At 61.2% G+C, this 26,750-nt stretch carries 18 protein-coding genes; 14 read left to right on the top strand and 4 right to left on the bottom strand.

All coding sequences use genetic code 11. From position 1 onward, the window contains the following. Positions 1-129: 129 nt before the first annotated feature. From CAF63_RS13125 to aceE, 4 genes are all read right to left on the bottom strand, one after another. A complete protein-coding gene (locus CAF63_RS13125) occupies positions 130-2,826 on the bottom strand; it encodes a GGDEF and EAL domain-containing protein (RefSeq protein ID WP_085685339.1) in 2,697 nt (898 codons plus the stop codon). Between the two features lie 238 nt (positions 2,827-3,064). Then, positions 3,065-4,462 (bottom strand): alkaline phosphatase D family protein, encoded by a 1,398-nt coding sequence (locus tag CAF63_RS13120; RefSeq protein WP_085685336.1) that lies wholly within the window; start codon positions 4,460-4,462, stop codon positions 3,065-3,067. Positions 4,463-4,740: 278 nt separating this feature from the next. After that, the gene (gene aceF, locus CAF63_RS13115; protein WP_085685333.1) at positions 4,741-6,705 is read right to left on the bottom strand and encodes a dihydrolipoyllysine-residue acetyltransferase; all 1,965 of its coding nucleotides are present in this window, start codon (positions 6,703-6,705) and stop codon (positions 4,741-4,743) included. Positions 6,706-6,716: 11 nt separating this feature from the next. After that, positions 6,717-9,362, bottom strand: coding sequence for a pyruvate dehydrogenase (acetyl-transferring), homodimeric type (gene aceE, locus CAF63_RS13110; RefSeq protein WP_011332129.1), 2,646 nt, complete (start codon positions 9,360-9,362; stop codon positions 6,717-6,719). Positions 9,363-9,746: 384 nt separating this feature from the next. On the opposite strand from aceE, the gene glnE reads away from it, so the two are divergent. The 14 genes from glnE (at position 9,747) to CAF63_RS13040 (ending at position 26,737) form a co-directional block, all read left to right on the top strand. Further along, positions 9,747-12,686: a bifunctional [glutamate--ammonia ligase]-adenylyl-L-tyrosine phosphorylase/[glutamate--ammonia-ligase] adenylyltransferase gene (glnE, locus tag CAF63_RS13105; protein ID WP_085685330.1), complete on the top strand. Its 2,940-nt coding sequence runs from the start codon at positions 9,747-9,749 to the stop codon at positions 12,684-12,686. Positions 12,687-12,737: 51 nt separating this feature from the next. Next, complete coding sequence (gene waaF / locus CAF63_RS13100) at positions 12,738-13,772, top strand: lipopolysaccharide heptosyltransferase II (RefSeq protein WP_085685327.1); 1,035 nt, start codon at positions 12,738-12,740, stop codon at positions 13,770-13,772. Position 13,773: 1 nt separating this feature from the next. Continuing rightward, the gene (gene waaC, locus CAF63_RS13095) at positions 13,774-14,835 is read left to right on the top strand and encodes a lipopolysaccharide heptosyltransferase I (protein WP_085685324.1); all 1,062 of its coding nucleotides are present in this window, start codon (positions 13,774-13,776) and stop codon (positions 14,833-14,835) included. After that, entirely contained in the window at positions 14,835-15,956 is a 1,122-nt protein-coding gene (locus tag CAF63_RS13090; RefSeq protein ID WP_085685321.1) for a glycosyltransferase family 4 protein, read from the top strand. Before waaC ends, CAF63_RS13090 begins: the two co-directional genes overlap by 1 nt. Beyond that, positions 15,957-16,763: a lipopolysaccharide core heptose(I) kinase RfaP gene (gene rfaP / locus CAF63_RS13085; protein ID WP_085685318.1), complete on the top strand. Its 807-nt coding sequence runs from the start codon at positions 15,957-15,959 to the stop codon at positions 16,761-16,763. Then, positions 16,763-17,497 (top strand): lipopolysaccharide kinase InaA family protein, encoded by a 735-nt coding sequence (locus CAF63_RS13080; protein ID WP_085685315.1) that lies wholly within the window; start codon positions 16,763-16,765, stop codon positions 17,495-17,497. Before rfaP ends, CAF63_RS13080 begins: the two co-directional genes overlap by 1 nt. Next, positions 17,494-18,246 carry a lipopolysaccharide kinase InaA family protein gene (locus CAF63_RS13075; protein ID WP_085685312.1) on the top strand — a complete coding sequence of 251 codons (753 nt, stop codon included), beginning with the start codon at positions 17,494-17,496 and terminating at the stop codon, positions 18,244-18,246. Before CAF63_RS13080 ends, CAF63_RS13075 begins: the two co-directional genes overlap by 4 nt. Continuing rightward, a complete protein-coding gene (locus CAF63_RS13070) occupies positions 18,246-19,697 on the top strand; it encodes a lipopolysaccharide kinase InaA family protein (protein WP_085685308.1) in 1,452 nt (483 codons plus the stop codon). The genes CAF63_RS13075 and CAF63_RS13070 overlap by 1 nt, the downstream gene beginning before the upstream one ends. A 159-nt stretch (positions 19,698-19,856) precedes the next feature. Continuing rightward, positions 19,857-20,192 (top strand): YceK/YidQ family lipoprotein, encoded by a 336-nt coding sequence (locus tag CAF63_RS13065; protein WP_085685305.1) that lies wholly within the window; start codon positions 19,857-19,859, stop codon positions 20,190-20,192. A 172-nt stretch (positions 20,193-20,364) separates the two neighbouring features. Next, entirely contained in the window at positions 20,365-22,122 is a 1,758-nt protein-coding gene (locus CAF63_RS13060) for a carbamoyltransferase (RefSeq protein ID WP_007952261.1), read from the top strand. Then, positions 22,106-23,236 carry a glycosyltransferase gene (locus CAF63_RS13055; RefSeq protein WP_085685302.1) on the top strand — a complete coding sequence of 377 codons (1,131 nt, stop codon included), beginning with the start codon at positions 22,106-22,108 and terminating at the stop codon, positions 23,234-23,236. The genes CAF63_RS13060 and CAF63_RS13055 overlap by 17 nt, the downstream gene beginning before the upstream one ends. After that, entirely contained in the window at positions 23,236-24,132 is an 897-nt protein-coding gene (locus CAF63_RS13050; RefSeq protein WP_085685299.1) for an antimicrobial resistance protein Mig-14, read from the top strand. The genes CAF63_RS13055 and CAF63_RS13050 overlap by 1 nt, the downstream gene beginning before the upstream one ends. 8 nt (positions 24,133-24,140) lie before the next feature. Continuing rightward, on the top strand, positions 24,141-25,586 hold the full coding sequence (locus CAF63_RS13045) for a PIG-L family deacetylase (RefSeq protein ID WP_085685449.1): 1,446 nt from the start codon (positions 24,141-24,143) through the stop codon (positions 25,584-25,586). Beyond that, positions 25,583-26,737 (top strand): glycosyltransferase, encoded by a 1,155-nt coding sequence (locus CAF63_RS13040; protein ID WP_085685296.1) that lies wholly within the window; start codon positions 25,583-25,585, stop codon positions 26,735-26,737. The genes CAF63_RS13045 and CAF63_RS13040 overlap by 4 nt, the downstream gene beginning before the upstream one ends. Positions 26,738-26,750 lie beyond the last annotated feature (13 nt).

Below are 26,750 nucleotides of genomic sequence, written 5' to 3'. Positions count from 1 at the left end.
GATTTCGCACTATTCAAATGTGGGAGCGAGCTTGCTCGCGAAGGCGGCCATCCATTCAACATTTGCAGTGACTGACCCACCGCTTTCGCGAGCAAGCTCGCTCCCACAGGGTTGGGGGGATTATGGGATTTAGAGGCAGAGCGGGCCGCGCGGGTAGCGCTTGAGCATCTGGATCAGTTCGCCGCCCGGAATCGGCCGGTCGAACAGGTAGCCCTGGCCGACGTCGCAGCGGTGCCGACGCAGGAACGCCAGCTGCTCGGCGGTCTCGATGCCTTCGGCCACGACCTTGAGTTTCAGGTTGTGGGCCATGGCAATCACGGCGGAGGTGATTTCCATGTCGTCCTGGTTGTCCGGGATTTCGTGGATGAAGCTGCGATCGATCTTGATGATGTCGATCGGGAATTTTTTCAGGTAACTGAGCGACGAGTAACCGGTGCCGAAGTCGTCCATGGCCAGGGTCAGGCCCAGGCGCTTGAGCTGATCGAGCTGCAAGTGAGTGTCTTCGGTGGCTTCCAGCAGCAGGCCTTCGGTCAGCTCCAGCTCCAGCAGATTGGCCGGCAGCGCCTCTTCCTTGAGGATGTTGGCGATCGAGGCCACCAGGTCCGGATCGGAGAACTGTTTGGGCGACAGATTGATCGCCACTTGCAGGTTGCCCATGCCGGCGGCGGTCAGTGCCTTGCTCATGCGGCAGGCCTGGCGAGCGATCCATTTGCCGATCGGAATGATCAGGCCGGTTTCCTCGGCGACACTGATGAACTGGTCCGGGCGGATCATGCCACGCTCCGGGTGGTTCCAGCGCAGCAGCGCTTCCATGCCCAGCAGCCGGCCGCTACGCAGGCACAGTTTGGGCTGGTAGAACACGTCCAGTTCATTCTGGGTCAGGGCGCGGCGCAGGTTGTTCTCGACGAACAGTTTGTAACTGGCCTCGGCGTTCAGTGCTTCGGTAAACACTTGCACCTGATGTTTGCCGTTGGCTTTTGCCTTGTGCAAGGCGAGGCCGGCGTTGCGCATCAGGGTCTGCGGGTCGCGGCCGTGCAGCGGCGCGCAAGCCAGGCCCACGGAGCCGGTGACGCTGATCAACTGGTTGTCGACGAACATCGGTTTGTCGAGGGTCATCAACAGTTGGCTGGCGATCTGTTGGCCGGCCTCGAGGTCAGTGTTGTCGAGCAATACTGCGAATTCGTTACTGGCGAACCGCGCCAGGCTGCCGCTCGGGCTCAGGCTGTTGCGCAGACGGCGGGCGAGGCTGATCAACAGTTTGTCGCCGGTCTGGTGGCCGAGGCTGTCGTTGATCCGCTTGAAGTTGTCGATGTCCACCAGCAGCAGGCTGATCGGGGTATCGCTGTCTCGGGCGAAGCGCTCATCCAGATTGCGGATAAATGCAGGCCGGTTACCGAGGTTGGTCAGGTTGTCGGTATAGGCCAGGCGCTCGATGCGCTGCTGCGCCAGTTTGGACTGGGTGATGTCTTCGTAGATGCCGATGTAGTGCGTCAGCTCACGGTTGTCGCCATAGACCTTGGAGATCGACAACTGGCCCCAGTAGGGTTCGAGGTTTTTCCGGCGGCTCTTGAATTCGCCCTGCCAACTGTTGCTTTTGGCCAGCGCCGAGGGCGCGTCGAACAGCAGCTCGCTGAGGTTTTCCAGGGCCGGCAGTTCCGACAGGCGCTGGCCGTGGACTTCCTCGGTGGTGTACTGGGTGATCGCGGTGAAGCTCGGGTTGACGTACTCGACCACGCCGTCGCAATTGACCAGCAAAAAGGCGTTGGCGCTTTGCTCGACCGCGCGCTGGAACAGGTGCAGGGCGCTCGTGGCGGTGCGGCGGTTGTGGTTGTTGATGACCTGGGCGAACTGGTCGGCCAGTTCACCGGCAAAAGCGATTTCGTCGGACTGCCAGGCCCGGGTGACACCGGTCTGCTCCAGGCACAACACGCCGACTACTTGGCCGTCGACGCGGATGCTGGCGTCGAGCATGGCGTTGACGTCACGCGGGCGCAGGGCTTCGGCCATTTCCCGGGTACGTGGGTCGCGCATCGCGTTGTGCGCGTCGATGGCGCGGCTGCCGTGCAGCGCGTCCATGTAATCGGGGAAGCCGCTGACGTCGATGACATCCGGCAGGATGTATTCCTGGGTGGCGCGGTGGTAGGCCGAGATCGGCACCAGTTTCTGGCCTTCCAGATTCCACAGGCTGGCGCAGTCGATCTCGTAGATATCGCAGGCGCAGCGGGTGATCAGCTCGGCGGCTTCTTGCAGGGAATTCTGGCTGCTGTAGCGCTGGCGGGCCAGCAACAGGATCAGATCCTGCTGGGCGCGCACCCGCTCCAGATGTTGCAGTTGTTCCTGCTGGGCACGCTGATTGAGCTCAAGGGCAATTTGCAGGCGCGAGTTCTGGGTTTCCAGGTCGACGGACGGCAGCGGTGGTGCTTCGTCGAATACGTTGTCGACCGCCAGCAGGTAACCGCGCAGCAAGTGGCGGTTGTGTTGTTTGTAGGCTTCGCCGAGTTCAAGAATGCTCAGCGCGCCGGCGGCGGTGTGCAGTGTGTAGCGCACCAGATAATGCGGGCTTTCGCCGAGTTGTTGCTGGATCGCATCGTGCAGTTGATAGCGCGCTTCGGGCTCCATCAGGCTGGCGTAGGGCGAGCCGACCAGGGCGCAGAGTTCGACGGCGGGCAGGCCGAACTGGCGTTCGCAGTTGGGATCGAGAAACAGCATCGCCCAGCTGGCTTCATTCAGGCGCTCGAAACGCAGCATGCCGAGCCGCGAGGGCACAGGCAACTGCGTCACTACCTCGGCCACCATACGGCTGGCGGCATCGGGTTGGCTCTTCATGAAGGGAACTCGCTTGGAAATTTGCTGAACGCGCCGGGCTCTCGCCCTCTTTACTGTTGCCTGCGGCAAGGTTGCATCATTGCGGCACCGACTGACAAGAGACATGAAGGCCAAGTGCTATAAGAATATGTCGGCTGCAGTGAACATTTCTCCAGCACGTGCCGGAAACTAATGCTTTCAAACGTGGAGATGGCCGCTCCAGAGCCTTCGAGCGTCCGGAACGGTCGTGCCGCTGGATTTATCGCAACGGAATCTCGATGGATTGCAGGTGCTTGCCATCCCGATCGTGATAGTTGACCTGGATCCGCCCGGCCTCGACCACCATGTGCGCGAAGTTGTCCTGGCTGATGACCTGGCTGGTCAGTTCGTGCTGGTATTCGCCGCTTGCGGTGCGAATCAGAGGCTGATCCAGGATGAAGGTCGACGCCTTGGCATATGGCAGCAATTTGCTGTTGCACAGCGGTGAAGAGACGATGGTGTGTACCTCGAAATCCGCATCGTCGCTGTGCGTGAGGCGCGAGGTCAGTGAGCCATGGACATCGCCGCTGACGAAGATGACATTCTCGATCCGGTGGGTGCGAATGACTTCCAACAGGCGCAGCCTTTGCTCCGGGAAGGCTTTCCAGGCGTCGTCGCCGTGGGCCTTGCGATCGGGGTAGAACATGACGCTGGTAACCACGAACTTGACCCGCGCAGGACTTTTGACCAGCCACTTGCACAATGCCTGCTCCTGCTCTTCATCGAGAATGCGCCGATCAGCTGATGACAAGTTGCGGCGAGTTCGACTGTCCGTCACAAACCATTCGATATCGCCGTCGCTGAATTGATACCAGTAGTGCTTCAGTGTCGTGCGATCAATTGTGCTGTTAGTTGTTGTTGAACAGATCGGGCTATGACTTGCTTGATAGATTTCGTAAGCCGCCATTGCGTTGCGAAACATTATGTTGTCGGACTTTCCGGCGTTCATTGGCCAGTTATCTTCAATTTCGTGATCATCAAGGATCATGTAAGTCGAAGTGCCGGACATCAGTCGTCGAATGTTAGGCAGAGAAAACGCCACACGATACTTTGCAATGATGTCTTCATAGTCGCGGTCCGGGGCGAACAAGTTCAGATCGTCGGCATAGATCTGATCGCCACACATCATGATTGCGCTGATCGCCGGTTGTGCGCCTTCGATCAATTGACTGATCGAAGCGAAAATCCGGTCACCCAGATGCGGGAGTGACGGGATGCCGGCGGTCAGGCGCAGGTAGCGACAGGAACCGAGGATGTAGGCGCGGGGCTGCAAAGGCTGGTTGCTGCGGGTGCGCAGGCGATAAGTTTCCCTCGGCCATTGCAGTGGCAACTCGGCCACGCTGTGGATGGTATGAACGGGACTCATCGGGCTGAACCAGCCGGTCTGGTATTCGTAGTCGGTGTCGGCTTGCAGATGATCGAGCACCAGCACTTCCGTCATATCGCGAGTTGAATCAAGTTTTACAAACGTGCTCGTCTGCCATTGTTTCGAATCCAGTGTCCGATAGCGAATGCCGGCAAATACGGCCGCGTTATGTTGTAGTCCGCCGCGAATAAAGATTCGCGCCTGATTAGTTGTCGTGTGGCCAACGATCGGGCCGACAGTAGGTTTCAGCATGTTCGAATCCATTCGAATAAGTATTGGTGATGAACAAAGTTTCCCGCTTTATTGGTGAAACTTTAATACACCAAGGTTAGTTGCCTGCTGCTGAAAAATATCGACAGGAAGTGGACTCAAGTCGTGGTCTATATCAGCGCAAGTTGTGGGAAAAATGCTGGTGACAGTTATTTCAGGCAAAAAAAAGCCCCGCCAAACTGACGGGGTTGAGGTACGAGCGTGTGGCGCTCGAAAACGTGGAACGCGGTCGGCCCTCCGTTGCCGGAGGGCCGAGCGCTTTACAGCAGGATGGTGCGGATGTCCGCCAGCAGGTCGCTCAGACGCTTGGTGAAGCGTGCAGCAGCGGCGCCGTTGATCACACGGTGATCGTAGGACAGCGACAGTGGCAGCATCAGTTTCGGCTGGAAGGCTTTGCCGTCCCAGACTGGCTGGATGGTTGCCTTGGAAACACCGAGGATCGCCACTTCCGGCGCGTTGACGATCGGCGTGAAGCCGGTGCCGCCAATGTGGCCGAGGCTGGAAATGGTGAAGCAGGCGCCTTGCATCTCGTCCGACGAGAGCTTCTTGGTCCGGGCTTTTTCAGCCAGGGAAGCGGCCTCGGCGGCCAGTTGCAGCAGGCTCTTCTGGTCGACGTTCTTGATGACCGGTACCAGAAGGCCATCCGGGGTGTCGACGGCGAAGCCGATGTTCACGTATTTCTTGCGGATGATCGCCTTGCCGCTTGGAGCCAGCGAGCTGTTGAAGTCCGGCAGTTCCTTGAGCAGGTGTGCGCAGGACTTGAGCAGCAGCGGCAGGATGGTCAGCTTGACGCCGGCCTTCTCTGCGACGGCTTTCTGTGCGGTGCGGAACGCTTCCAGCTCGGTGATATCCGCCGAGTCGAATTGCGTTACGTGCGGCACGTTCAGCCAGCTGCGGTGCAGGTTGGCAGCGCCGACCTGCATCAGGCGGGTCATCGGTACTTCTTCGATTTCGCCGAAACGGCTGAAGTCGACGACCGGAATCGGCGGGATGCCCGCGCCACCGGTTGCGCCAGCGGCAGCGGCCGGTGCTTCCTTGGCCTTCTGCATCATGGCTTTGACGTAGGTCTGCACGTCTTCTTTCAGGATGCGACCGTGCGGACCGCTGGCGCCGACAGCGCTCAGCTCGACGCCGAACTCGCGAGCCAGTTGACGCACGGCAGGGCCGGCGTGAACTTTGGCGCCCGGCTTGGCTGGAGCGGCAACCGGAGCGGCAGCAGCAGGTGCAGCGGCGGCCGGAGCAGCAGCGGCCGGCGCCGGAGCACTTGGAGCAGCGGCGGCAGCTGGAGCCGGGGCAGCAGCCGGAGCGGCGCCTTTGACTTTCAGCTTGAGGATCAGGTCGCCAGTGCCGACTTCGTCGTCCAGCTTGATGGAAACGCTTTCCACCACGCCAGCGGCAGGCGACGGGATTTCCATGCTCGCCTTGTCGGATTCCAGAGTGATCAGCGACTGGTCGGCTTCAACGCTGTCGCCAGCCTTGACCAGTACTTCGATGATCTTGGCCTTGCCGGCCGAACCGATGTCCGGAACGTGGATGTCCTGAACGCTGTCGGCAACCGGTGCAGCTGGCGCGGCGGCCGGTGCTGGTGCAGCGGCAGCGGCTGGAGCAGCAGCCTGGGCCGGAGCGGCAGCTGCAGGGGCCGCAGCACCCGCCACTTCCAGATCCAGGATCAGGTCGCCAGTGCCGACTTCGTCGTTCAACTTGACGCTGATGGCCTTGACCACGCCAGCGGCAGGCGACGGGATTTCCATGCTCGCCTTGTCGGATTCCAGGGTGATCAGCGACTGATCAGCCTCGACAGTGTCGCCGACCTTGACCTGGATCTCGATGATCTGGGCCTTGCCCGACGAACCGATGTCCGGCACGTGAACTTGCTGAACCGAAGCGGCAGCCGGAGCTGCGGCTGGTGCAGCCGGTGCAGGAGCGGCAGCCGGTGCAGCTTCGACCTTGGCGGCAGGAGCAGCAGCCGGAGCAGGGGCCGCTTGAGCGGCGCCCTCGACTTCCAGTTCCAGCAGTTCGTCGCCTTCTTTCAGGCGATCGCCCAACTTCACTTTCAGGCTCTTGATGACGCCGGCCTTCGGGGCCGGCACTTCCATGCTGGCCTTGTCCGATTCCAGAGTCAGGATGCTCTGGTCGGCTTCGATACGGTCGCCGACCTTCACAAACAGTTCGATTACTTCACCTTCACCGCTGCCGATGTCAGGTACGCGAATGAGTTCGCTCACAGAGTTTCTCCTCAGCAGTCCAGTGGGTTGCGTTTTTCCGGGTCGATGCCGAACTTGGTAATGGCCTCGGCCACGACTTTAGGTTCGATATCACCACGGTCAGCCAGTGCTTCCAGGGCTGCCAACACCACGAAATGACGGTCGACTTCGAAGAAATGACGCAGTTTCTTGCGGCTGTCGCTGCGGCCGAAACCGTCGGTGCCCAGGACTTTGAATTCCTTGGACGGTACCCACTGACGGATCTGCTCGGCGAACAGTTTCATGTAGTCGGTGGAGGCGATGACCGGACCTTTACGGCCGCTCAGGCACTCTTCGACGTAGCTGCGCTTAGGCTTCTGGCCAGGTTTCAGACGGTTGCTGCGCTCTACGGCCAGGCCGTCGCGACGCAGTTCGTTGAAGCTGGTGACGCTCCACACATCGGCGCCGATGTTGAACTCTTCACGCAGGATCTTCGCCGCTTCACGGACTTCACGCAGGATGGTGCCGGAGCCCATCAGCTGTACGTGGTGCGCCGCATCGCGGGTGTCTTCTTCCAGCAGGTACATGCCTTTCTTGATGCCTTCTTCGGCACCGGCCGGCATGGCTGGCTGCTGGTAGGACTCGTTCATCACGGTGATGTAATAGAAGATGTCCTGTTGCTCTTCGGTCATCTTCTTCATGCCGTCCTGAATGATCACCGCCAGCTCGTAGCCGTAGGTCGGATCGTAGGTGCGGCAGTTCGGGATGGTGGCAGCCAGCAGGTGACTGTGACCGTCTTCGTGCTGCAGGCCTTCACCGTTCAGGGTGGTACGGCCGGCGGTGCCGCCGATCAGGAAGCCACGGGTACGGCTGTCACCGGCAGCCCAGGCCAAGTCGCCGATACGCTGGAAGCCGAACATCGAGTAGAAGATGTAGAACGGCAGCATTGGCTGGTTGTGGCTGGAGTACGAAGTACCGGCGGCGATGAAGGAGCTCATGGCGCCTGCTTCGTTGATGCCTTCTTCAAGGATCTGACCTTTCTGGTCTTCCTTGTAGAACATCACCTGGTCTTTATCGACTGGCTCGTAGAGCTGGCCGACGGACGAGTAGATGCCCAGCTGACGGAACATGCCTTCCATACCGAAGGTACGGGCTTCGTCCGGGATGATCGGAACGATGCGCGGGCCGATTTCCTTGTCCTTGACCAGTTGCGCGAGGATTCGCACGAACGCCATGGTGGTGGAAATTTCACGGTCGCCGGAACCGTCGAGGATTGCCTTGAGGGTGTCCAGGTCCGGGGTCGGTACGCTGAAGCTCTGTGCGCGGCGCTGAGGCACGAAACCGCCCAGTGCGGCGCGACGCTCGGCCAGGTAACGGGCTTCGGCGCTGTTTGGCTCTGGCTTGAAGAACGGCAGGTTTTCCAGCTCTTCGTCTTTCACCGGAATGTCGAAACGGTCGCGGAACAGCTTCAGGCTGTCGACGTCGACTTTCTTGGTGTTGTGCGCGGTGTTCTTCGCTTCGCCCGCACCGGTACCGTAACCCTTGATGGTCTTGGCCAGGATGACGGTCGGTTGTTCTTTGTGGTTGACCGCTTCGTGGTACGCCGCGTAGACCTTGTACGGGTCGTGGCCGCCACGGTTGAGTTTCCAGATCTCGTCGTCGGACAGATCAGCAACCATCGCCTTGAGTTCAGGCGTGTTGAAGAAGTGTTCACGCACGAATGCGCCGTCTTTGGCTTTGTAGTTCTGGTACTCGCCGTCGATGACTTCGTCCATGCGGCGTTGCAGGATGCCGTCGACGTCCTTGGCCAGCAGTGGGTCCCAGAAGCGGCCCCAGATGACTTTGGTCACGTTCCACTGAGCACCACGGAACACGCCTTCGAGTTCCTGGATAATCTTGCCGTTGCCGCGAACCGGGCCGTCGAGGCGCTGCAGGTTGCAGTTGATGACGAAGATCAGGTTGTCCAGCTTCTCGCGGCCGGCCAGGGAGATGGCGCCCAGGGATTCCGGCTCGTCGCACTCGCCGTCGCCCAGGAAGCACCAGACTTTCTGTTTGCCCGGCTGGATGAAGCCACGGTGTTCCAGGTACTTCATGAAGCGAGCCTGGTAGATCGCCTGGATCGGGCCCAGACCCATCGAAACGGTCGGGAACTGCCAGAAGTCAGGCATCAGCCAAGGGTGCGGATAGGACGACAGGCCCTGACCGTCGACTTCCTGACGGAAGTTGTTCATCTGGTCTTCGGTGATGCGGCCTTCCATGAACGCACGGGCGTAAACGCCTGGCGAGGTGTGGCCCTGGAAGTAGATCAGGTCGCCGCCGTGTTCGTCGGTCGGGGCCTGGAAGAAGTAGTTGAAGCCGATGTCGTACAGGGTCGCACTGGAAGCGAAGCTGGAGATGTGACCACCCAGGTCAGAATCTTTCAGGTTCGTACGCATTACCATGGCCATCGCGTTCCAGCGTACCAGCGAGCGAATGCGGCGTTCCATGAACAGGTCGCCAGGCATGCGTGCTTCGTGGGTAACGGGGATCGTGTTGCGGTAAGGCGTGGTGATGGCGTAAGGGAGCTGCGAACCGCTGCGGGTCGCCAGTTCACCCATACGGGTCATCAGATAGTGAGCACGGTCTTCGCCTTCTTTGTCGAGAACCGATTCCAGGGCGTCCAGCCATTCCTGGGTTTCGACGGGATCGAGGTCTTGCATGGCTTGCTCCAGGGCGGAAAGGCTTCCAGAATCGGTTGCCTGAGTTTGCGACTGGCCTTGTGGGCAGACGATTTAAAATTCTTGGATTGCCGACAGGTTGTTCCGGCGGCGTGTAGTTTTACTACAAATCATCCGGCATTTCAGCCTTTCGAATGTATAGACGAGTAGTAAAACTACAGATGAAAGGCTTGTGGCCTCCGACTGCGTTGTGAGAATAATCGTTAAGGTTGGTCTTTAGCCATCCGAAAAAGGTGAAAGTTTGATGCTGGCTGCCAAAGAAAAAGAAATTTCAGCTATTTCTCACTTTTGTTCGACAGTCCTTCGCGTAGCGGTTTTTCAATCATCACTACAAGCGGCCATTTGCACGCCGATCAAGGATAGACCATGACCCTGCCCGCGCTTGCCGAACTGCCCGCCATTCTCCTGCCGTTGGTCAGCCGATCGGAGCAGTCGTTCCGTGCGGCCGTTGCACAACTGGAAGACGATCACGGCTTCTCGTCCTGGACGCCGGAACGCTGGGCGCAGTTCGCCCGCGTCAGCGCCGCCAGCGATTTCGTTATTGAACAGAGCGTTCGTGACCCTTTGATGTTGTTGTCGCTGGTGCAGTCCGGCGAGCTCGACCGGTCGTTCGCCAAAGGTGAGTTGTGCGCGCAGATCGCCGCCGCCGTCAGCCTCGCCCAGACCGAAGATGAACTCGGCCGGGCCCTGCGTCGTCAGCGCACCCGGCATCAGGTGCGGATCATCTGGCGCGACCTCAACCGCCAGGCCGATCTGGTACAGACCTGTCGCGATCTCTCGGACATGGCCGACGCCAGCATCGATCAGGCTTATCAATGGTTGTACCGCCGCCATTGCGACCAGTTCGGCACACCGACCGGCCGACGCAGCGGCGAACCACAGCAGATGGTCATCCTCGGCATGGGCAAGCTCGGCGCGGTCGAGCTGAACCTGTCCTCGGACATCGACCTGATCTTCGCCTACCCCGAGGGCGGCGAAACCGTCGGCGTGAAGCGCCCGCTGGATAACCAGGAATTCTTCATCCGCCTCGGCCAGCGCCTGATCAAGGCCCTCGACCCGATCACCGTCGACGGTTTCGTGTTCCGCGTCGACATGCGCCTGCGTCCTTACGGCTCGTCCGGCGCGCTGGTGCTGAGCTTCAATGCGCTGGAGCAGTATTACCAGGATCAGGGCCGCGACTGGGAACGCTACGCGATGATCAAGTCGCGGGTGGTGGCTGGCGATCAGGTGGCGGGCGAGCAGTTGCAGGAAATGCTGCGGCCGTTCGTTTACCGGCGCTATCTGGACTTCTCGGCGATCGAAGCGCTGCGCACCATGAAGCAGCTGATCCAGCAGGAAGTGCGGCGTAAGGGCATGGCCGACAACATCAAGCTTGGCTCCGGCGGTATCCGTGAAGTCGAGTTCATCGCTCAGGCCTTTCAACTGATTCACGGTGGCCGCGACCTGAGTCTGCAACAGCGCCCTCTATTAAAGGTGTTGAGCACGCTTGAAGGGCAGGGCTATCTGCCGCCGGCGGTGATCAGCGAACTGCGCGAAGGTTACGAATTCCTGCGTTACACCGAACACGCGATCCAGGCGATCGCCGACCGCCAGACCCAGATGCTGCCGGACAGCGCTCAGGATCAGGCGCGTATCGCGTTCATGCTCGGTTTTGCCGACTGGGAGGCGTTCCACGAGAAGCTGATGTTCTGGCGCGGCCGGGTGGCCTGGCACTTTGCGCAAGTGATCGCCGATCCCGATGAGGACGAAGGCGTCGAGAGTGAAGTGGTGGTCGGCGGAGAATGGCTGCCGCTGTGGGAAGAGGCTCAGGACGAGGAAGCGGCCTGTCGCCAGTTGGAGGAGGGCGGTTTCGCCGACGCGACCAAGGCCTTGAAGGCATTGGCGAGCCTGCGTGCCAGCCCGCAGTTGCGGGCGATGCAGCGTCTGGGGCGCGAACGTCTCGATGCCTTTATTCCGCGCCTGCTCGCCCAGGCGGTGGAGCATGAAAATCCCGATCTGGTGCTTGAGCGCGTTCTACCGTTGGTCGAAGCGGTGGCCCGGCGCTCGGCTTATTTAGTCTTGCTGACGGAAAACCCCGGCGCGCTGCGTCGCTTGCTGACGCTATGTGCCGCGAGCCCGTGGATCGCCGAGCAGATCACCCGCTTCCCGCTGTTGCTCGATGAGCTGCTCAACGAAGGTCGCCTGTTCAAACCTCCGCTGGCGCCGGAACTGGCCGCCGAGTTGCGTGAGCGCCTGACCCGGATCCCGGAAGACGACCTCGAACAACAGATGGAAGCGCTGCGTCATTTCAAGCTGGCGCACCGCTTGCGCGTCGCCGCCTCGGAAATCGCCGGCAGCCTGCCGTTGATGAAAGTCAGCGATTACCTGACCTGGCTGGCCGAAGCGATTCTGGAGCAAGTGCTGGCCCTGGCCTGGCGCCAGACCGTGGCCAAGTACGGCACGCCGCTGCGCACCGATGGCACGCTGTGCGATCCCGGCTTCATCATTGTCGGTTATGGGAAAGTCGGCGGGATCGAGTTGGGGCATGGTTCGGATCTGGATCTGGTGTTCATCCACGATGGCGACCAGCAGGCCGAAACCGACGGCCCGAAACCCATCGATGGCACGCAGTTTTTCACCCGGCTCGGCCAGCGGATCATTCACTTGCTGACGGCGCAGACCAACTCCGGTCAGCTGTACGAAGTGGACATGCGCTTGCGTCCTTCCGGGGCGTCCGGGCTGCTGGTCAGTTCGCTCGGCGCGTTCGCGCGCTATCAGGAAAATGAAGCCTGGACCTGGGAGCATCAGGCCCTGGTGCGGGCGCGGGTGCTGGTGGGCAGCAAGGATGTCGGCCAGGCCTTCGAGAACGTTCGGGCCCAGGTGCTGGGCAAGGCGCGGGATCTGACGAAACTGCAACAGGAAGTGAGCGAGATGCGCGCCAAGATGCGTGACAACCTCGGCAGCAAGAGCACAGCCGCCGGTACCGGGGCGAATGCCTTCGAGGCCACGGCGCCGTTCGACCTCAAGCAGGACGCCGGAGGTATCGTCGATATTGAATTTATGGTGCAATACGCGGCCCTGGCGTGGTCGCAGACCCACCCGCCGTTGCTGCGCTGGACGGACAATATCCGCATTCTGGAAGAGCTGGAGCACGAAGGGCTGATGCCTGCCGAAGACGCCAGCCTGTTGCGCGAGGCCTACAAGGCCTATCGTTCCGCCGCCCACCGGCAGGCCTTGCAGAAGGACGCCGGGGTGATACCGGGCGATCAGTTCGCGGACGAACGGCGGCAGGTGATGCGGATCTGGCGTGAGCTGGGGCTAAGCTGATTCTCGAGACGGGGAGGCGTAAAGCCTCCCCGGTTCGTTTATGGAAACCACATGAATATTCTGATCGTTGGGCCCAGTTGGGTCGGTGACATGGTGATGGCGCAGACACTGTTTCAGTGTCTCAAGCAGCGCCACCCGCAGTGCGAAATCGACGTGCTGGCCCCCGAGTGGAGCCGGCCGATCCTTGAACGCATGCCCGAAGTGCGCAAGGCCTTGAGCTTCCCGCTCGGCCACGGCGCGCTGGAGCTGGCGACCCGTCGGCGGATCGGCAAATCCCTGGCCGGCGAGTACGACCAGGCGATCCTGCTGCCGAACTCGTTGAAGTCGGCGCTGGTGCCGTTCTTCGCCGGCATCCCGAAACGCACTGGCTGGCGCGGAGAATTCCGCTATGGCCTGCTCAATGACGTGCGCACGCTGGATAAAGAACGTTATCCGCTGATGATCGAGCGTTTCATGGCGCTGGCCTATGAGCCGAACGCCGAGTTGCCGAAACCTTATCCGCGCCCGAGCCTGCAGATCGATCCGGTGACCCGTGAGGCCGCATTGGCCAAATTCGGCCTGACCCTCGACCGCCCGGTGCTGGTACTGTGCCCCGGCGCCGAATTCGGTGAAGCCAAACGCTGGCCGTCCGAGCATTACGCCAAGGTCGCCGAGGCGCGCATCCGCGAAGGCTGGCAGGTCTGGCTGTTCGGTTCGAAGAACGATCATGCGGTGGGTGAAGACATTCGCGCGCGGCTGATTCCGGGCCTGCGCGAAGAGTCCGTGAACCTCAGCGGCGGCACCTCGCTGGCCGAGGCCATCGACCTGATGTCTTGCGCCGATTCGGTCGTCTCCAACGACTCCGGTCTGATGCACGTGGCCGCTGCGCTGAATCGCCCGTTGGTGGCTGTCTACGGTTCGACTTCGCCGGGTTTTACCCCGCCGCTGGCCGAACACGTGGAAATCGTCCGTCTGGGCCTCGATTGCAGCCCTTGCTTCGACCGCACTTGCCGTTTCGGCCATTACAACTGCCTGCGCCAGCTGATGCCGGACGCGGTCAACGATGCCTTGCAGCGTTTGCAGGGCTCTGTGGTCGAGGTTCATTAACTTGCGGGTATTGCTGATCAAGACTTCATCGCTGGGTGACGTGATTCATGCGTTGCCGGCGCTGACCGATGCCGCCCGGGCGATTCCCGGGATCAAGTTCGACTGGGTGGTGGAAGAAGGCTTCGCCGAGATTCCGACCTGGCACCCGGCCGTAGGCAAAGTGATTCCGGTAGCGATCCGCCGCTGGCGCAAAAACATCTGGAAAACCATCACCAGCGGCGAATGGAAGCGCTTCAAGCAATCCGTTCGGGCGAACAAATATGACCTGGTGATCGACGCGCAGGGCCTGCTGAAAAGCGCCTGGCTGACCCGCTACGTCAAAGCCCCGGTGGCCGGTCTGGACAAGGGCTCGGCCCGCGAGCCGATCGCGGCGCGCTTTTATGACCGCAAACTTGCGGTCGCCCGTGGGCAGCATGCCGTCGAGCGCGTGCGCCAGTTGTTCGCCATCGCCCTGGGTTACGACTTGCCCAAGGGCCTGGGCGATTACGGCCTCAATGTCGAGCGTCTGGTCGAGCTGCCGCGCAAGAATGTCTACGTGGTGTTCCTCCACGGCACCACCTGGGACACCAAGCACTGGCCGGAAGCCTACTGGCGCGAGCTGACCGAACGGGTCGGCTACCTCGGCGTCGGGATCAAGCTGCCGTGGGGCAACCCGCTGGAGAAGGCCCGGGCCGAGCGCATCGCCGCCGGTTTCAAACACGCCGAAGTGCTGCCGAAACTGAACCTGGCCGGGGTCGGCAAGGTGCTGGCCGGCGCCCAGGCCTGCGTCGCGGTGGACACCGGTCTCGGCCATCTGGCTGCGGCACTGGACGTGCCGACGATTTCCCTGTTCGGCCCGACCAATCCGGGCCTGACCGGCGCCTACGGCAAGCTGCAGATTCACCTCGGCAGCGATTTCCCGTGCGCGCCGTGCCTGCAAAAGAAATGTACGTATCAACCGACCGCGCAGGATGCCCGTCAGTTTGACCTGAAACGCGAGTGGCCTCTGTGCTTCACGCGTCTGAATCCCGAGCGTGTTGCCAGCCGACTGAGCACGTTGTTGATGGCTGAGGAGCTGCGCTGATGCAATTGGCTTTTGTCCTGTACAAATATTTCCCGTTCGGCGGCTTGCAGCGCGATTTCATGCGCATCGCCCTCGAATGCCAGAAGCGCGGACACCAGATCCGCGTCTACACTCTGATCTGGGAAGGCGACGTGCCACCCGGTTTCGAAGTACTGGTGGCGCCGGTCAAGGCGTTCTTCAATCACCGCCGCAACGAAAAGCTCAGCGCGTGGATGGAAGCGGACCTGGCCAAGCGCCCTGTGGACCGCCTGATCGGTTTCAACAAGATGCCGGGGCTGGACGTCTACTATGCCGCCGACGGCTGCTTCGAAGACAAGGCGCAGAACCTGCGCAATTCCCTGTATCGCCGCTGGGGCCGCTACCGCCACTTCGCCGAGTACGAGCGCGCGGTGTTCGCCAAAGATGCGAAGACTGAAGTGTTGATGATTTCCGAAGTGCAGCAGCCGCTGTTCATCAAGCATTACGACACGCCGCTCGAGCGCTTCCACCTGTTGCCGCCGGGCATTGCCCAGGACCGTCGCCGCCCTGCGGATGCCGACCAGATTCGCGCCGGTTTCCGCGCCGAATTCAATCTGAAGGACGACGAACTGCTGCTGGTGCAGATCGGTTCCGGGTTCAAGACCAAGGGCGTTGATCGCAGCCTGAAAGCGCTGGCCGCATTGCCTGCCGAGCTGAAGAAACGCACCCGGCTGTTTGTAATCGGCCAGGATGACCCCAAATTGTTCCAGATGCAGAGTGCGACGCTGGGCCTGGGCGACAACGTCACGTTCCTCAAGGGGCGTAGCGATATCCCGCGTTTCCTGCTCGGCGCCGATCTGTTGATCCACCCGGCGTACAACGAAAACACCGGTACGGTGCTGCTTGAAGCGCTGGTCGCCGGGTTGCCGGTGCTGGTCAGCGCGGTCTGCGGTTATGCCCATTACATCGCCGAGGCCGACGCCGGGCGAGTGCTGGACGAACCGTTCGATCAGGCGCAACTGACGCAATACCTGACTGACATGTTGAACGACGACGCTGCACGGGCGGCCTGGAGCCGCAACGGTCTGGCCTTCGCCGAGACGGCCGACCTCTACAGCATGCCGCAGCATGCGGCCGATGTGATTCTGGCGGAGCACGCTTAAATGAAGTTGATGCTGGCTGAACCGTTCAAGAGCCTGTGGGCTGGCCGCGATGCGTTCGTGGAAGTCGAAGGCTTGCAGGGCGAGGTGTACCGCGAGCTGGAAGCCCGCCGGACGTTGCGCACGGAAGTCGACGGCAATGGCTTTTTCGTCAAGATCCACCGCGGTATCGGTTGGGGCGAAATCTTCAAGAACCTGCTGACTGCCAAACTGCCGGTGCTCGGCGCGGGTCAGGAATGGAAAGCCATCCAGCGTTTGCAGGAAGTCGGCGTGCCGACCATGACCGCCGTCGCGTACGGCGAGAAGGGCAGCAACCCGGCGGATCAGCATTCGTTCATCGTTACTGAAGAGCTGGCGCCGACCATCAGTCTCGAAGACTTCAGCATCGACTGGGTCAAGCAACCGCCGCAGCCGAAACTCAAGCGGGCGCTGATTGCCGAAGTCGCGCGCATGACCGGCATGATGCATCGCGCCGGGGTCAATCACCGCGACTGCTACATCTGCCATTTTCTGCTGCACACCGACAAACCGGTCACTCCCGAAGATTTCAAACTCTCGGTGATCGACCTGCACCGGGCCCAGACCCGTCCGGCGATCACCCGGCGCTGGCGCAACAAGGATCTGGCGGCGCTGTACTTTTCCGCACTGGATATCGGCCTGACCCGCCGCGACAAGCTGCGCTTCCTCAAAGGTTACTTCCAGCAACCGCTGCGCCAGATCCTGGCCGAAGAAGCGCCGTTGCTGAACTGGCTCGAAGGCAAGGCCAACAAGCTCTACGCGCGCAAGCAACGTTATGGGGATGCGCTCTGATGGCGGGTTGGAATCTGGAGCCTGAGTACAGTGAACTTGCGCAGCATTTCGGTAGCCTCGAAGCGGTATTTGCCCTTCAGGGCGAGCGCTTGACTCGCGATCCATTGTCCGAAGTCATTCGCGTGCAGCTCAACGGCGTCAACTATTACGTCAAGCGCTACGTCGGCGCCGGCAAAGGCTTGCGGCGTTATCTGGGCAAACCCCGGGTGAAGATGGAATGGCAGAACCTCAAGCGCTTCGCCAAGTGGGGCATTCCCACCGCCGAAGTGGTGGCGTGGGGCCTGGAGCGCAACGGCATGGCCTACGATCGCGGGGCGATGATCACCCGTGAGCTGCCGCGCACCGAAGACCTGTCGGCATTGGCCGAACGCAATGATCCCAAACTCAAGGATCGCGCCTGGGTCGACGGCGTCAGCCGGCAACTGGCCGGTTACACGCGTGTCATGCACGACCACCGCTTTACCCATAACGATCTGAAGTGGCGCAATCTGCTGATCGACGATCAGGCGCAGTTGTATCTGATCGACTGCCCGAACGGCGATTTCTGGCGCGGCTTCTGGCTCAAGTACCGGATCACCAAGGATCTGGCCTGTCTCGACAAGGTGGCCAAGTATCACCTGTCGAACACCCAGCGCCTGCGTTTCTACCTGCAATACCGTGGACGTGATCGGCTGAATGCCGCCGACAAGCAACGGATTCGCCACGTGGTGAGATTTTTCGAGGGACGCGAATGACTGATTTTCTGGCCTCTGAAGATCGTGCGCTGCTGGAGCGCCACGGTCTCGGCACGTTCGATGCGCTGTGGTCCAAGCAGCTCGACGCCGTGGATGAGCCCAACACCGATGGCGGCGGCTGGAGCAGCGTGTTTCGTCTGGAGCTGGAAGGGCATGGCTATTACCTCAAGCGCCAGTGCAATTACCTGACCCGCACCCTGCACGCGCCGTTCGGCGAGCCGACGTTCGCCCGGGAATTTCGCAACATCAGTCGTTACACCAAGCTCGGCATTCCGGCGTTGCAGGCGGCGTTCTTCGGTGAGCGCAAGGTCAACGGCGAAGTCCGTGCGCTCCTGCTGACCCGGGCGCTGGACGGCTGGGACGATCTCGACTCGCTGTTGCAGCGCTGGTCGGACCTCGATGCCGCGCAGCAATCGGCGATTCTCAAGTCGTGCGGCCTGTTGGCGCGCCATCTCCACGGCATGCGCCAGGTGCACGGCTGCTTCTATCCAAAACACATATTCTTGCGCGCCGAGGGCGATGGCTATCAGGCGCAGTTGATTGATCTGGAAAAGACCCGCCCGTTGCTGTTCGGTATGCGTGACCGGGTCAAGGATCTGGAGCCGCTGCTGCGTCGTGCGCCGGAGTGGAGCGATGCGCAATTGCGTGAGCTGCTGGCGGCTTACCTCGATCAGCCGACGGACAGTTCGCTGGTCGACAGCTGGGTCACGCGGCTGACCGCGCGGCGCAGTCGCAAGGAGACCCGCTGATGCAACTGTCCGACCTGAAAAATGCCGGGCGCACGCCGAGCCTGCCGCTGACCGTTTCGCTGGCCGACGCGGCGGGCGCTGCCGATCTGCAATTGCTCAGTCTGCTGCGGGTTTTGCCGGGGCAGCGTTACGTCGGTGCCGGTGTGTGGCGCGGGCGTCCGGTGCTGGCCAAATTGCTGGTCGGCAACAAGGCTGCGCGGCATTTTCAGCGTGAACTGGAGGGCGTGAAACTGCTCGCCGCCCAGGGCATGACCACGCCGTTGCTGCTGGCTGATGGATTGAAGGACGGCGAGGGCGGCTGGCTGCTGTTCGAATTCCTGGAAGGCGCCGAAAGCCTCGGCGATGCCTGGAGCAAGGTCGAATCCTTGCCGGTGCTGGCCGACGAGCAGTCGGCGGTATTGGCGGAAGCGCTCGGCGCCATTGGTCAGTTACATGGCAAAGGCTTGTGGCAAGAAGACCTGCACCTGGACAACCTGCTGCGCCACGGCGGTCAGTTGTATCTGATCGATGGCGCGGGTATCTGCGCCGAAAACGCCGGCCAGCCATTGTCCCGGCAGAAAGTGCTGGAAAACCTCGGGGTGTTCTTCGCCCAGTTGCCCAAATCGCTCGAACCGTTCACCGAAGAGTTGCTGGTGTATTACCTGCTGAGCAACAGCGAACACGCGCTGCCGCTGGAAGCCCTGCAAAAGCAGATCGACAAGGTGCGCGCCTGGCGCTTGAAGGATTACCTGATCAAGGTCGGTCGTGAATGCACGCTGTTCAGCGTCAAGCGCGGCGCGTTCGGTCTGCGGTCGATTCGCCGCGAGGAAGAGCCCGCGATGTTGCCGGTGCTGGAACAGGCCGATGCCTTGCTCGATCAGGGCCATCTGTACAAGACCGGCGGCGCGGCGAGTGTCGGCAAGGTCGAGGTTGCCGGGCGTCCTCTGGTGATCAAGCGTTACAACATCAAGAATTTTGCCCATTGGCTCAAGCGCTTCTGGCGTCCAAGCCGCGCCTGGCATTCCTGGCGCGAAGGCAATCGCCTGGCGTTCCTCGGTATCGCCACGCCCAAGCCGCTGGCGGTGCTGGAAACCCGGTTTTTCTGGCTGCGCAGCAAGGCCTATCTGATCACCGAACACCTGGCCGGGCCGGACATCATCGAGCGCTTTGCGCCTTACGTCGAAAGCGGCGCGGCGCCGGAAAGCGAGTTGCAGGCGCTGGATCAGTTGTTTGCACGGTTGATCGCCGAACGCATCAGCCATGGCGACTTCAAGGGCCACAACCTGTTCTGGCAGGACGACCGCTGGGCGCTGATCGATCTGGACTCGATGTGCCAGCACGGCTCGGTGGGCAGCTTCGCTCCGGCCTATGCCCGGGACCGTGCGCGGTTCATGCGTAATTGGCCTGAGAGCAGTGCGCTGTATCAGGTGATTGATCAGCGTTTGCCCAAGGATGTAGCGGGCACTGCGTGATTATTTTCGCCAGCGCGTAAGACGTTTCTGCAGTTGAATTCGGGTAAGGCATGTGGCGACAAATCCTTGTGACTTGTCCTACGGCCTTCCCGGAACCCATGAACTGCCCCCTGCAAAGCCCCGATGCTAGTTTGCCCCGACGTTCCCGGAGGGCAAATCTTGACCATCAAAAACGCTATCGCCATCGGCGCATTTTCCCTGGCACTGACCGGTTGCGGCACCGCCGTCACGGTGTTGCAGGACGACGAAGGCGCCACGCGCGGCCTGCGCAAACAGAAGACCTACTGCCAGTCGATTCCGCGCATCTACAGCGGGCTCGCCCATGATTTCTGCCTGCTGCACGCGCCGCCCGATCCTACCGGCATTCTGGTACCGGTGGTCCTGCTCGACCTGACCCTGTCCGGCGTGTTCGACACGGCTTGCCTGCCGTATACGATCTATCGTCAGGCGGTGGACGGGAATATCAGTGTTTATTGGCGGCCAGGTCGTGGATAGGCCCATGGGCAAGGGTTCTGTGGGTTGAACGACATGGGGCAATTCGCACAGGGTCATTCCCGCCACGTTTACGCTATAATCCCGCCCTTTAGCTGTCTCTCGCCCGGTGCGAGGGCACATCATTTTTCAAGGCGCATCGCGCCTGAATGCAGACTAAAGAGGCTAGACCCCTGTGGCATTGACGATTCTTGGCCTGTCCGGCGCCCTTAGCCATGATCCTTCAGCAGCCTTGTACATCGACGGCAAGCTGGTCGCGGCGGCTGAGGAAGAGCGCTTCGTACGCGATAAACATGCAAAGAACCGCATGCCCTACGAATCGGCGAAGTTCTGCCTGGAGCAGGCAGGCATCAAGCCGTCCGACGTTGACGTGGTCGCGATTCCGTTCGCCCCGATCAGCATATTCGGCAAGGCCCGCTGGCAGTACGCCAAGCGTTACTGGTACGCCCCGGACCGCGCACTCGACGCGATCCTGATGGGCAACCGTCGCTACAAGCGCTATCGCAACAAGATCGTCTGGTGCCTGGAGCAACTGGGCTTCGATCCGAAGAAAATCAAGATCGAGCCGGTTGAACACCACCTGGCCCACGCTTCCAGCGCCTATCACTGCTCGGGTTTCAAAGAGAAAACCGCGATCCTCGGCATCGACGGCAAGGGCGAGTACGCCACGACCTTCTTCGGTTATGGCGAAAACGGCAAGATCCACAAGATCAAGGAGTTCTTCGATCCGGACTCCCTCGGCGGCCTGTACGGCGCGATCACCGAGTTCCTCGGTTTCGACATGCTGGACGGTGAGTTCAAGGTCATGGGCATGGCGCCGTACGGCGACGCCAGCAAATACGATTTCTCGCGTCTGGCTTCGTTCGAGAATGGCGAGCTGGTGATCAACACCGACTACGCCAACGTGATCGGCCTGCGTCGCTATAAAGAGAAGGGCAAGGGTTACTACTTCTCGCCGAAGCTGATCGAGTGGCTGGGTCCGAAGCGCGAAGGCGACATCGCCGACGAGCCGTACATCCACTACGCCGCCAGCATTCAGGCGCTGTTCGAAAAAATCGCGCTGCAGATGATCGACTACTACCTGGGCGATGTGCTCAAGGAAACCGGCAAACTGGCCTACGCCGGTGGCTGTGCGTTGAACGTCAAGCTCAACCAGAAAATCATTGCCCGCGACGACGTCAAGGAACTGTTCGTACAGCCTGCGTCCGGCGATGCCGGCACCGCAGTCGGCGCAGCGGCCTATGTGTCCAATGCCCGTGGCGTGCCGGTCGAGAAGATGGAACACGTCTACCTCGGCCCGTCGTATAGCAACGAAGACGTGATCGCCGCGTGCGCCCGTCACGAGAACAAACCGACCTGGCGCAAGCTCGACAACATGCCAGAGCAGATCGCCAAGATCATGGTCGATGGCAACCCGGTGGCCTGGTTCCAGGGTCGCATGGAGTTCGGTCCGCGTGCACTGGGCGGTCGTTCGATCATCGGTTGCCCGAGCGTGGCTGGCGTGGCTGACCGCATCAACCACCAGATCAAGTTCCGCGAGCGCTGGAGGCCTTTCTGCCCGTCGATGCTCGACACCGTTGCGCCACAGATGATCAAGATCGATCACCCGGCGCCGTTCATGACCTTCACCTTCGAAGTGGCTGAAGAGTGGAAGACCCGCGTGCCGGAAGTCGTCCACGAAGACGGTACTTCCCGGGCCCAGGTGCTCAAGCGCGAATACAACCCGCGCTACTACGACATGATGAAGGCGCTGGAAGTGCTGACCGGCAACGGCGTGTCCCTGAACACCTCGCTCAACCGCCGTGGTGAACCAATGATCTGCTCGCCGACCGACGCCCTGAACATGTTCTTCGGCTCGGATCTGCAGTACCTGATCATGGAAGACATCCTGGTGGTCAAAGAAGGCGCAAACGCTTATGACACGCTCGGCTGAACGCCATGTGCTGCAGTTCTGTCACGGCTATGACGGGCCGTTCCTCGACTGCGCACGGCAATACGCCAGCCTGTTTGCGGGCACCGGTTATCGGGTCACCACGGTCTTTCTGACCGGGGCGGCCGATAGCGAGGTGGCCGCAGCCTGCGCCTCCGATGAAGTGTTGTTTATGGAATACAGCTCCAAGGCCATTCGTGGCCTGAAGCTGGGTGCCATCGGCGATCTGCGCAAGATCGCCGCTTCACGCAATTTCAGTTTCTGTATCGCCCATCGCTTCAAGCCGATCTACATCGCCTTGCTCGGCACTTCGCTGCCGGTGATTGGCGTGCACCACGCGTTTGGCGATTACCAACGTGGTTCGCGCAAACTCTTCGCGCATATTTTCCGCAAGCGTTTGAGCCTGCTCGGCGTGTCCGATGCAGTGCGCGACGACATGCGCCGTTGCCTGCCGAAATGGCCGGCGGCGCGCATCCAGACCCTCTACAACCGCATCGATGTCTCGGCGTTGCAGATGAGTCAGGTGTCGGCCCGTGAAGCCCGCGAAACCCTCGGTCTGTCAGCGGATGCGTTCATTGTCGGCAACGTCGGTCGTCTGCACCCGGACAAGGATCAGGCCACGCTGCTGCACGGTTTTGCTGCGGCATTGCCCGGTCTGCCGGCCAACAGCCAACTGGTGATTCTCGGCAAAGGGCGTCTGGAACAAGACCTCAAGGAACTGGCCCGTGAACTGGGCATCGGTGATCGCGTGTTGTTCCTCGGCCAGGTGCCGGACGCGCGCAATTATTTCCGCGCATTCGATGTGTTTGCCTTGAGCTCCGACCACGAACCGTTTGGCATGGTGCTGCTGGAGGCCATGGCCGCCGGCGTGCCGTTGCTGGCCACGGCGTGTGGCGGGGCGAAGGAAGTGGTCGAAGGCGTGGGCATTCTGTTCCCGCTGGGTGACGCCGAGCATCTGGCCCAGGGTCTGAAACATCTGGCCGGCATGGACGAGCAGCAGCGTCGTCAATGCGCCGAAATGATGGTCGATCGTCTGCGCGAGCGCTTCTCCGACCGAGCTGTACGCGACACTTTCTGGCATTTGCCACAAGTTACCGATCTGGCACCGAGGGGCTGATGCTCAACCGATTTCAAGGCTGGCGCGAACGTGGCTGGTCGCCCGTTGACGCCTCAACTTATGCACAGGCCTGGCAGCGTTTCGGCGGCAGCGTCGCGACTCATCCCATGGTGGTCGAGCGTCTGGCGGATCTGGCCGGCATCCCGGTGCGTTATCTGGCCTGGGAGCAGCAGGGCGACGTCAAAGCCGCGATCCCGACCTGGGGCCGCGACCTGGCCTTGTCCAAGGACGTGCTCAAGCGCAACGGCAAGAAAGGCTTGTTCGACCTCGGCAACGCCGAGCTGATTCTGCCGGCCGCCGTCGATGCCCAGGCCCCGCTGCGCCATCGCGGACGCTACCTGTCGGCGCTCAACGAAAACCGCTTCAGCGGCCTCAAGTTGCAGACCGAACAATTGGCCATGGCCCGTACCCCCGAAGAACTGTCGAAGAAGTTTCGCTACAACCAGCGCCGTGAACTGCGCCTGCTGGAAGAGGCGGGCGGTGTGGTGCGGCCGGTCAGCGACTTCTCGAGTGCGGAACTGGCAGCAATCTACTGCGACTTGTTTCAGCGTCGCTGGGGTTTTCCGGCCACTGGCGCGGCACGCATGGCCGAAGTCATCGAATTGCTGCGCGAATTGTTGATCGGCTCGGTGATCTTCCTCAACGACGCGCCGATTGCCATTCAACTGGTGTATCGCGTTGAAGCCCCGGAATGGATCAGCGTCGAATACATCAACGGCGGCGTCGACCCTGAAACCCGCGAATTCAGCCCTGGCAGCGTCCTGAGTTTCCTTAATACGCAAAGTGCCTGGGAACATGCGCGGGCGCTAGACAAGCCGTTGCGCTTTTCCTTCGGTCGCGCCGACCGTGAATACAAGGATCGCTGGTGCAATCCTGTGCCGGTCTTCACCGTATGAGTCAGCCCATGAGCCGCAAACAGCAATTGCTCAAGCGTCACCGGCGTAACAAACGAATCGGCCTGTTGATCGCACTGATCGTGTTGATCGCCCTCGGCGTACTGGTGGCCTGGTGGTTGCCGCTGGTGCTGGCTGTGATTGGCTGGATCGCTCACGAAGCGTGGTTCGCCGATCACCTGTTCTATTCGCCGAAAGACGATTACCAATACAGCTTTCCGCCGTTTACCCCGCAGCCAAAAGTGCATTTGAATGGTGAACAGCTGCGTCTCGACGAGGGCGTGATGCTGGTGGACGACGCCACGCTGATCCTCGCCGTGAAGGTCAAAAGCAGCTTTCTGGGACGCTTCTTCGATCCCCGGGTCGAGTTGGCCGGTGGCACCCATCCCGATGCGCAGACGTTCGAACGTGGCGTCAATGGTCTGCGGTATCTGAACCTCAGCGGCCAGGCGCAGGCCCTGTCACAAGGCCAGTTGCGTCTGCGCGGGCGCTTTTGCCAGGTGTCCGGCGAGCCGGTGCTGTGGGCGCTGGAGCAACCGGATTTCCGCCAGCAGCGGGTGATGGTCATTGCGCCGCACGCCGACGATGCCGAACTGGCCGCCTACGGTCTGTACAGCCAGGCCAAGGACGCCTGGATCGTGACACTTACCGCCGGCGAGATCGAAGCCGAACATTATCAACAGATGGGCCTGAACAAGGTCGAGGCGGCGCGGCTCAAGGGTCGCTTGCGTGCCTGGGACAGCCTCGCCGTACCGCGCTGGGCCGGCGTGCCGCAGGAACATTGCGTGCAGCTCGGTTATTTCTGCCTGCAACTGGCGGCGATGCAGGCTGCGCCCAATCAACCGATTGGCTCGCGGGAAGCCGATCTGAGTGACACACGCCTGTTCCGTCAGTTGAATCCGTTTGCCTTGCCCGGCGATGCCGATGGCGCGCCGACCTGGAACAACCTGCTGGCCGATCTGCATGACGTGCTGGCTCGCGCGCGCCCGGATGTGATCGTGTTGCCGCATCCGACGCTGGATCCGCATCCCGACCATATCTGCGCCCAAGAGGCGGTACTGGAAGCCTTGCGCGGTCTCGATTACCAACCGACCCTGCTCGGTTACGCCAATCACTTGCACGACAATGACCGCTGGCCGATGGGCGACAGCGGGCAGGGCATTGCCTTGCCGCCGACGTTCGACGCAGGCGTGGCGATGCAGCCGCTGTGCCTGCCGCTGTCGATCGAATTGCAACGGGACAAGGCCATGGCGCTGGGCATGATGCATGACCTGCAACCACCGGCCCCGCTCAAGCGCCGCCTGCGCCGGCTGTTGCAGCGACTGCTTGCCGGTCGGATGCCGTCGGTCTACGGCGAGAATGAATTTTTCCGCAAAGCGGTCAGACGCCAGGAGTTGTTCTGGGTACTGAAGCAGAGCGAAACAGGCGCGACGGGATCGCACCGGGGAGAGATATGAGTCAACGCGCAAAGGTGCTGCAGCTGCAGCCCGACTACAACGTCAAATCCCATGATTTCGCCGACCTCGCTGAACAGATCGTCAAGGCGCTGCCGACCGATCGTTACGAAGTGACCGCAGCCTTCCTGCGCGGCAAACCAGGGCCGGGCGAAGCCGTCAGCCGGGCTGACCGTTCGGTGTATTTCGAGTTTTCCGACAAGTCCCTCAAGGGCATGCGCTTGCGGGCGATGTGGCAGTTGTACAAGTTCTGCCGCCGGGAAAAGTTCGACGTGGTGATCTGCAACCGCTTCAAACCGGTGAATATGATGCTGACGCTCAACCGCTGGTTGAAAGTGCCGTTGTGCATCGGTATTTCTCATGGTTTCGGCGAGTATGACCGCTTCTACCGTCGTCGCCAGACTCAGCGCCTGATCGACCGGCATTGGCGCTTCGTCGGCGTGTCGCCGGCGGTCAAACAGTATCTGCTGGACTGCGATTGCGGTTTCACTGACCAGAACACGTATGCGATCACCAACGCCATCGATATCGAACAGGCCGAGGGTTTGCAACACAGCCGCGAACGCGCGCGCGAATTGCTGGGCATCGACCCGAACGTGCGCCTGATCGGTGCCCTGGGGCGGCTGGTGTCGGTCAAGGGCCACACTTATCTGTTGCAGGCTTTCGCCCAACTCAAAGACAAATACCCGAACACTCAACTGGCCATCATCGGTGCCGGACGCCTGCAGGCGCCGCTGGCCGCCGAGATCGAACAGCTTGGACTGGCAGGTCGGGCGCACCTGTTGGGCTTCAAGGAAAACGCCCTGCAATACGTGCGTGCGTTCGATATCTGGACCATGCCGTCGCTGGCCGAAGGCCTGGGCCTGGCCCTGCTGGAAGGCATGAGCGGGCATCTGCCGGTGATCGCCTCGAACGTGCCAGCCATGCTGCCGCTGATTGAAGGTGCCGGCGGCTTGTCGATCACCCCCAAGGACGTACCGAGCCTGATGGCGGCGCTGGACACCTACCTCGCGCTGTCGGATGACGAGCTCAAGGCCAAGGGCGAGCAGGCCTACCGCTATTTGCAGGAACAGCACGATATCGAGGTCTTCCGCCAAGAATACCTGAACCTGATCGACTCCGGCCTTGAGCAGGCCCGCAAGGAACAGTCATGAGCGATACAAGTGC

It is taken from the genome of Pseudomonas sp. B20(2017), from assembly GCF_002113125.1.
GTDB lineage: Bacteria > Pseudomonadota > Gammaproteobacteria > Pseudomonadales > Pseudomonadaceae > Aquipseudomonas.
The sequence above is the reverse complement of the archived record's forward strand: the minus strand, read 5'-3'. Positions and strand labels throughout refer to the sequence as shown.

Bases quoted from the DNA above. Each gene is read 5' to 3' on its own strand.
- CAF63_RS13080 (WP_085685315.1), top strand. From the start codon at position 16,763: ATGGCGGGTTGGAATCTGGAGCCTGAGTACAGTGAACTTGCGCAGCAT.
- glnE (WP_085685330.1), top strand. From the start codon at position 9,747: ATGACCCTGCCCGCGCTTGCCGAACTGCCCGCCATTCTCCTGCCGTTG.
- waaF (WP_085685327.1), top strand. From the start codon at position 12,738: ATGAATATTCTGATCGTTGGGCCCAGTTGGGTCGGTGACATGGTGATG.
- CAF63_RS13090 (WP_085685321.1), top strand. From the start codon at position 14,835: ATGCAATTGGCTTTTGTCCTGTACAAATATTTCCCGTTCGGCGGCTTG.
- CAF63_RS13125 (WP_085685339.1), bottom strand. From the start codon at position 2,826: ATGAAGAGCCAACCCGATGCCGCCAGCCGTATGGTGGCCGAGGTAGTG.
- CAF63_RS13075 (WP_085685312.1), top strand. From the start codon at position 17,494: ATGACTGATTTTCTGGCCTCTGAAGATCGTGCGCTGCTGGAGCGCCAC.
- CAF63_RS13070 (WP_085685308.1), top strand. From the start codon at position 18,246: ATGCAACTGTCCGACCTGAAAAATGCCGGGCGCACGCCGAGCCTGCCG.
- CAF63_RS13040 (WP_085685296.1), top strand. From the start codon at position 25,583: ATGAGTCAACGCGCAAAGGTGCTGCAGCTGCAGCCCGACTACAACGTC.
- aceE (WP_011332129.1), bottom strand. From the start codon at position 9,362: ATGCAAGACCTCGATCCCGTCGAAACCCAGGAATGGCTGGACGCCCTG.
- CAF63_RS13050 (WP_085685299.1), top strand. From the start codon at position 23,236: ATGCTCAACCGATTTCAAGGCTGGCGCGAACGTGGCTGGTCGCCCGTT.
- CAF63_RS13055 (WP_085685302.1), top strand. From the start codon at position 22,106: ATGACACGCTCGGCTGAACGCCATGTGCTGCAGTTCTGTCACGGCTAT.
- rfaP (WP_085685318.1), top strand. From the start codon at position 15,957: ATGAAGTTGATGCTGGCTGAACCGTTCAAGAGCCTGTGGGCTGGCCGC.
- CAF63_RS13120 (WP_085685336.1), bottom strand. From the start codon at position 4,462: ATGCTGAAACCTACTGTCGGCCCGATCGTTGGCCACACGACAACTAAT.
- CAF63_RS13045 (WP_085685449.1), top strand. From the start codon at position 24,141: ATGAGCCGCAAACAGCAATTGCTCAAGCGTCACCGGCGTAACAAACGA.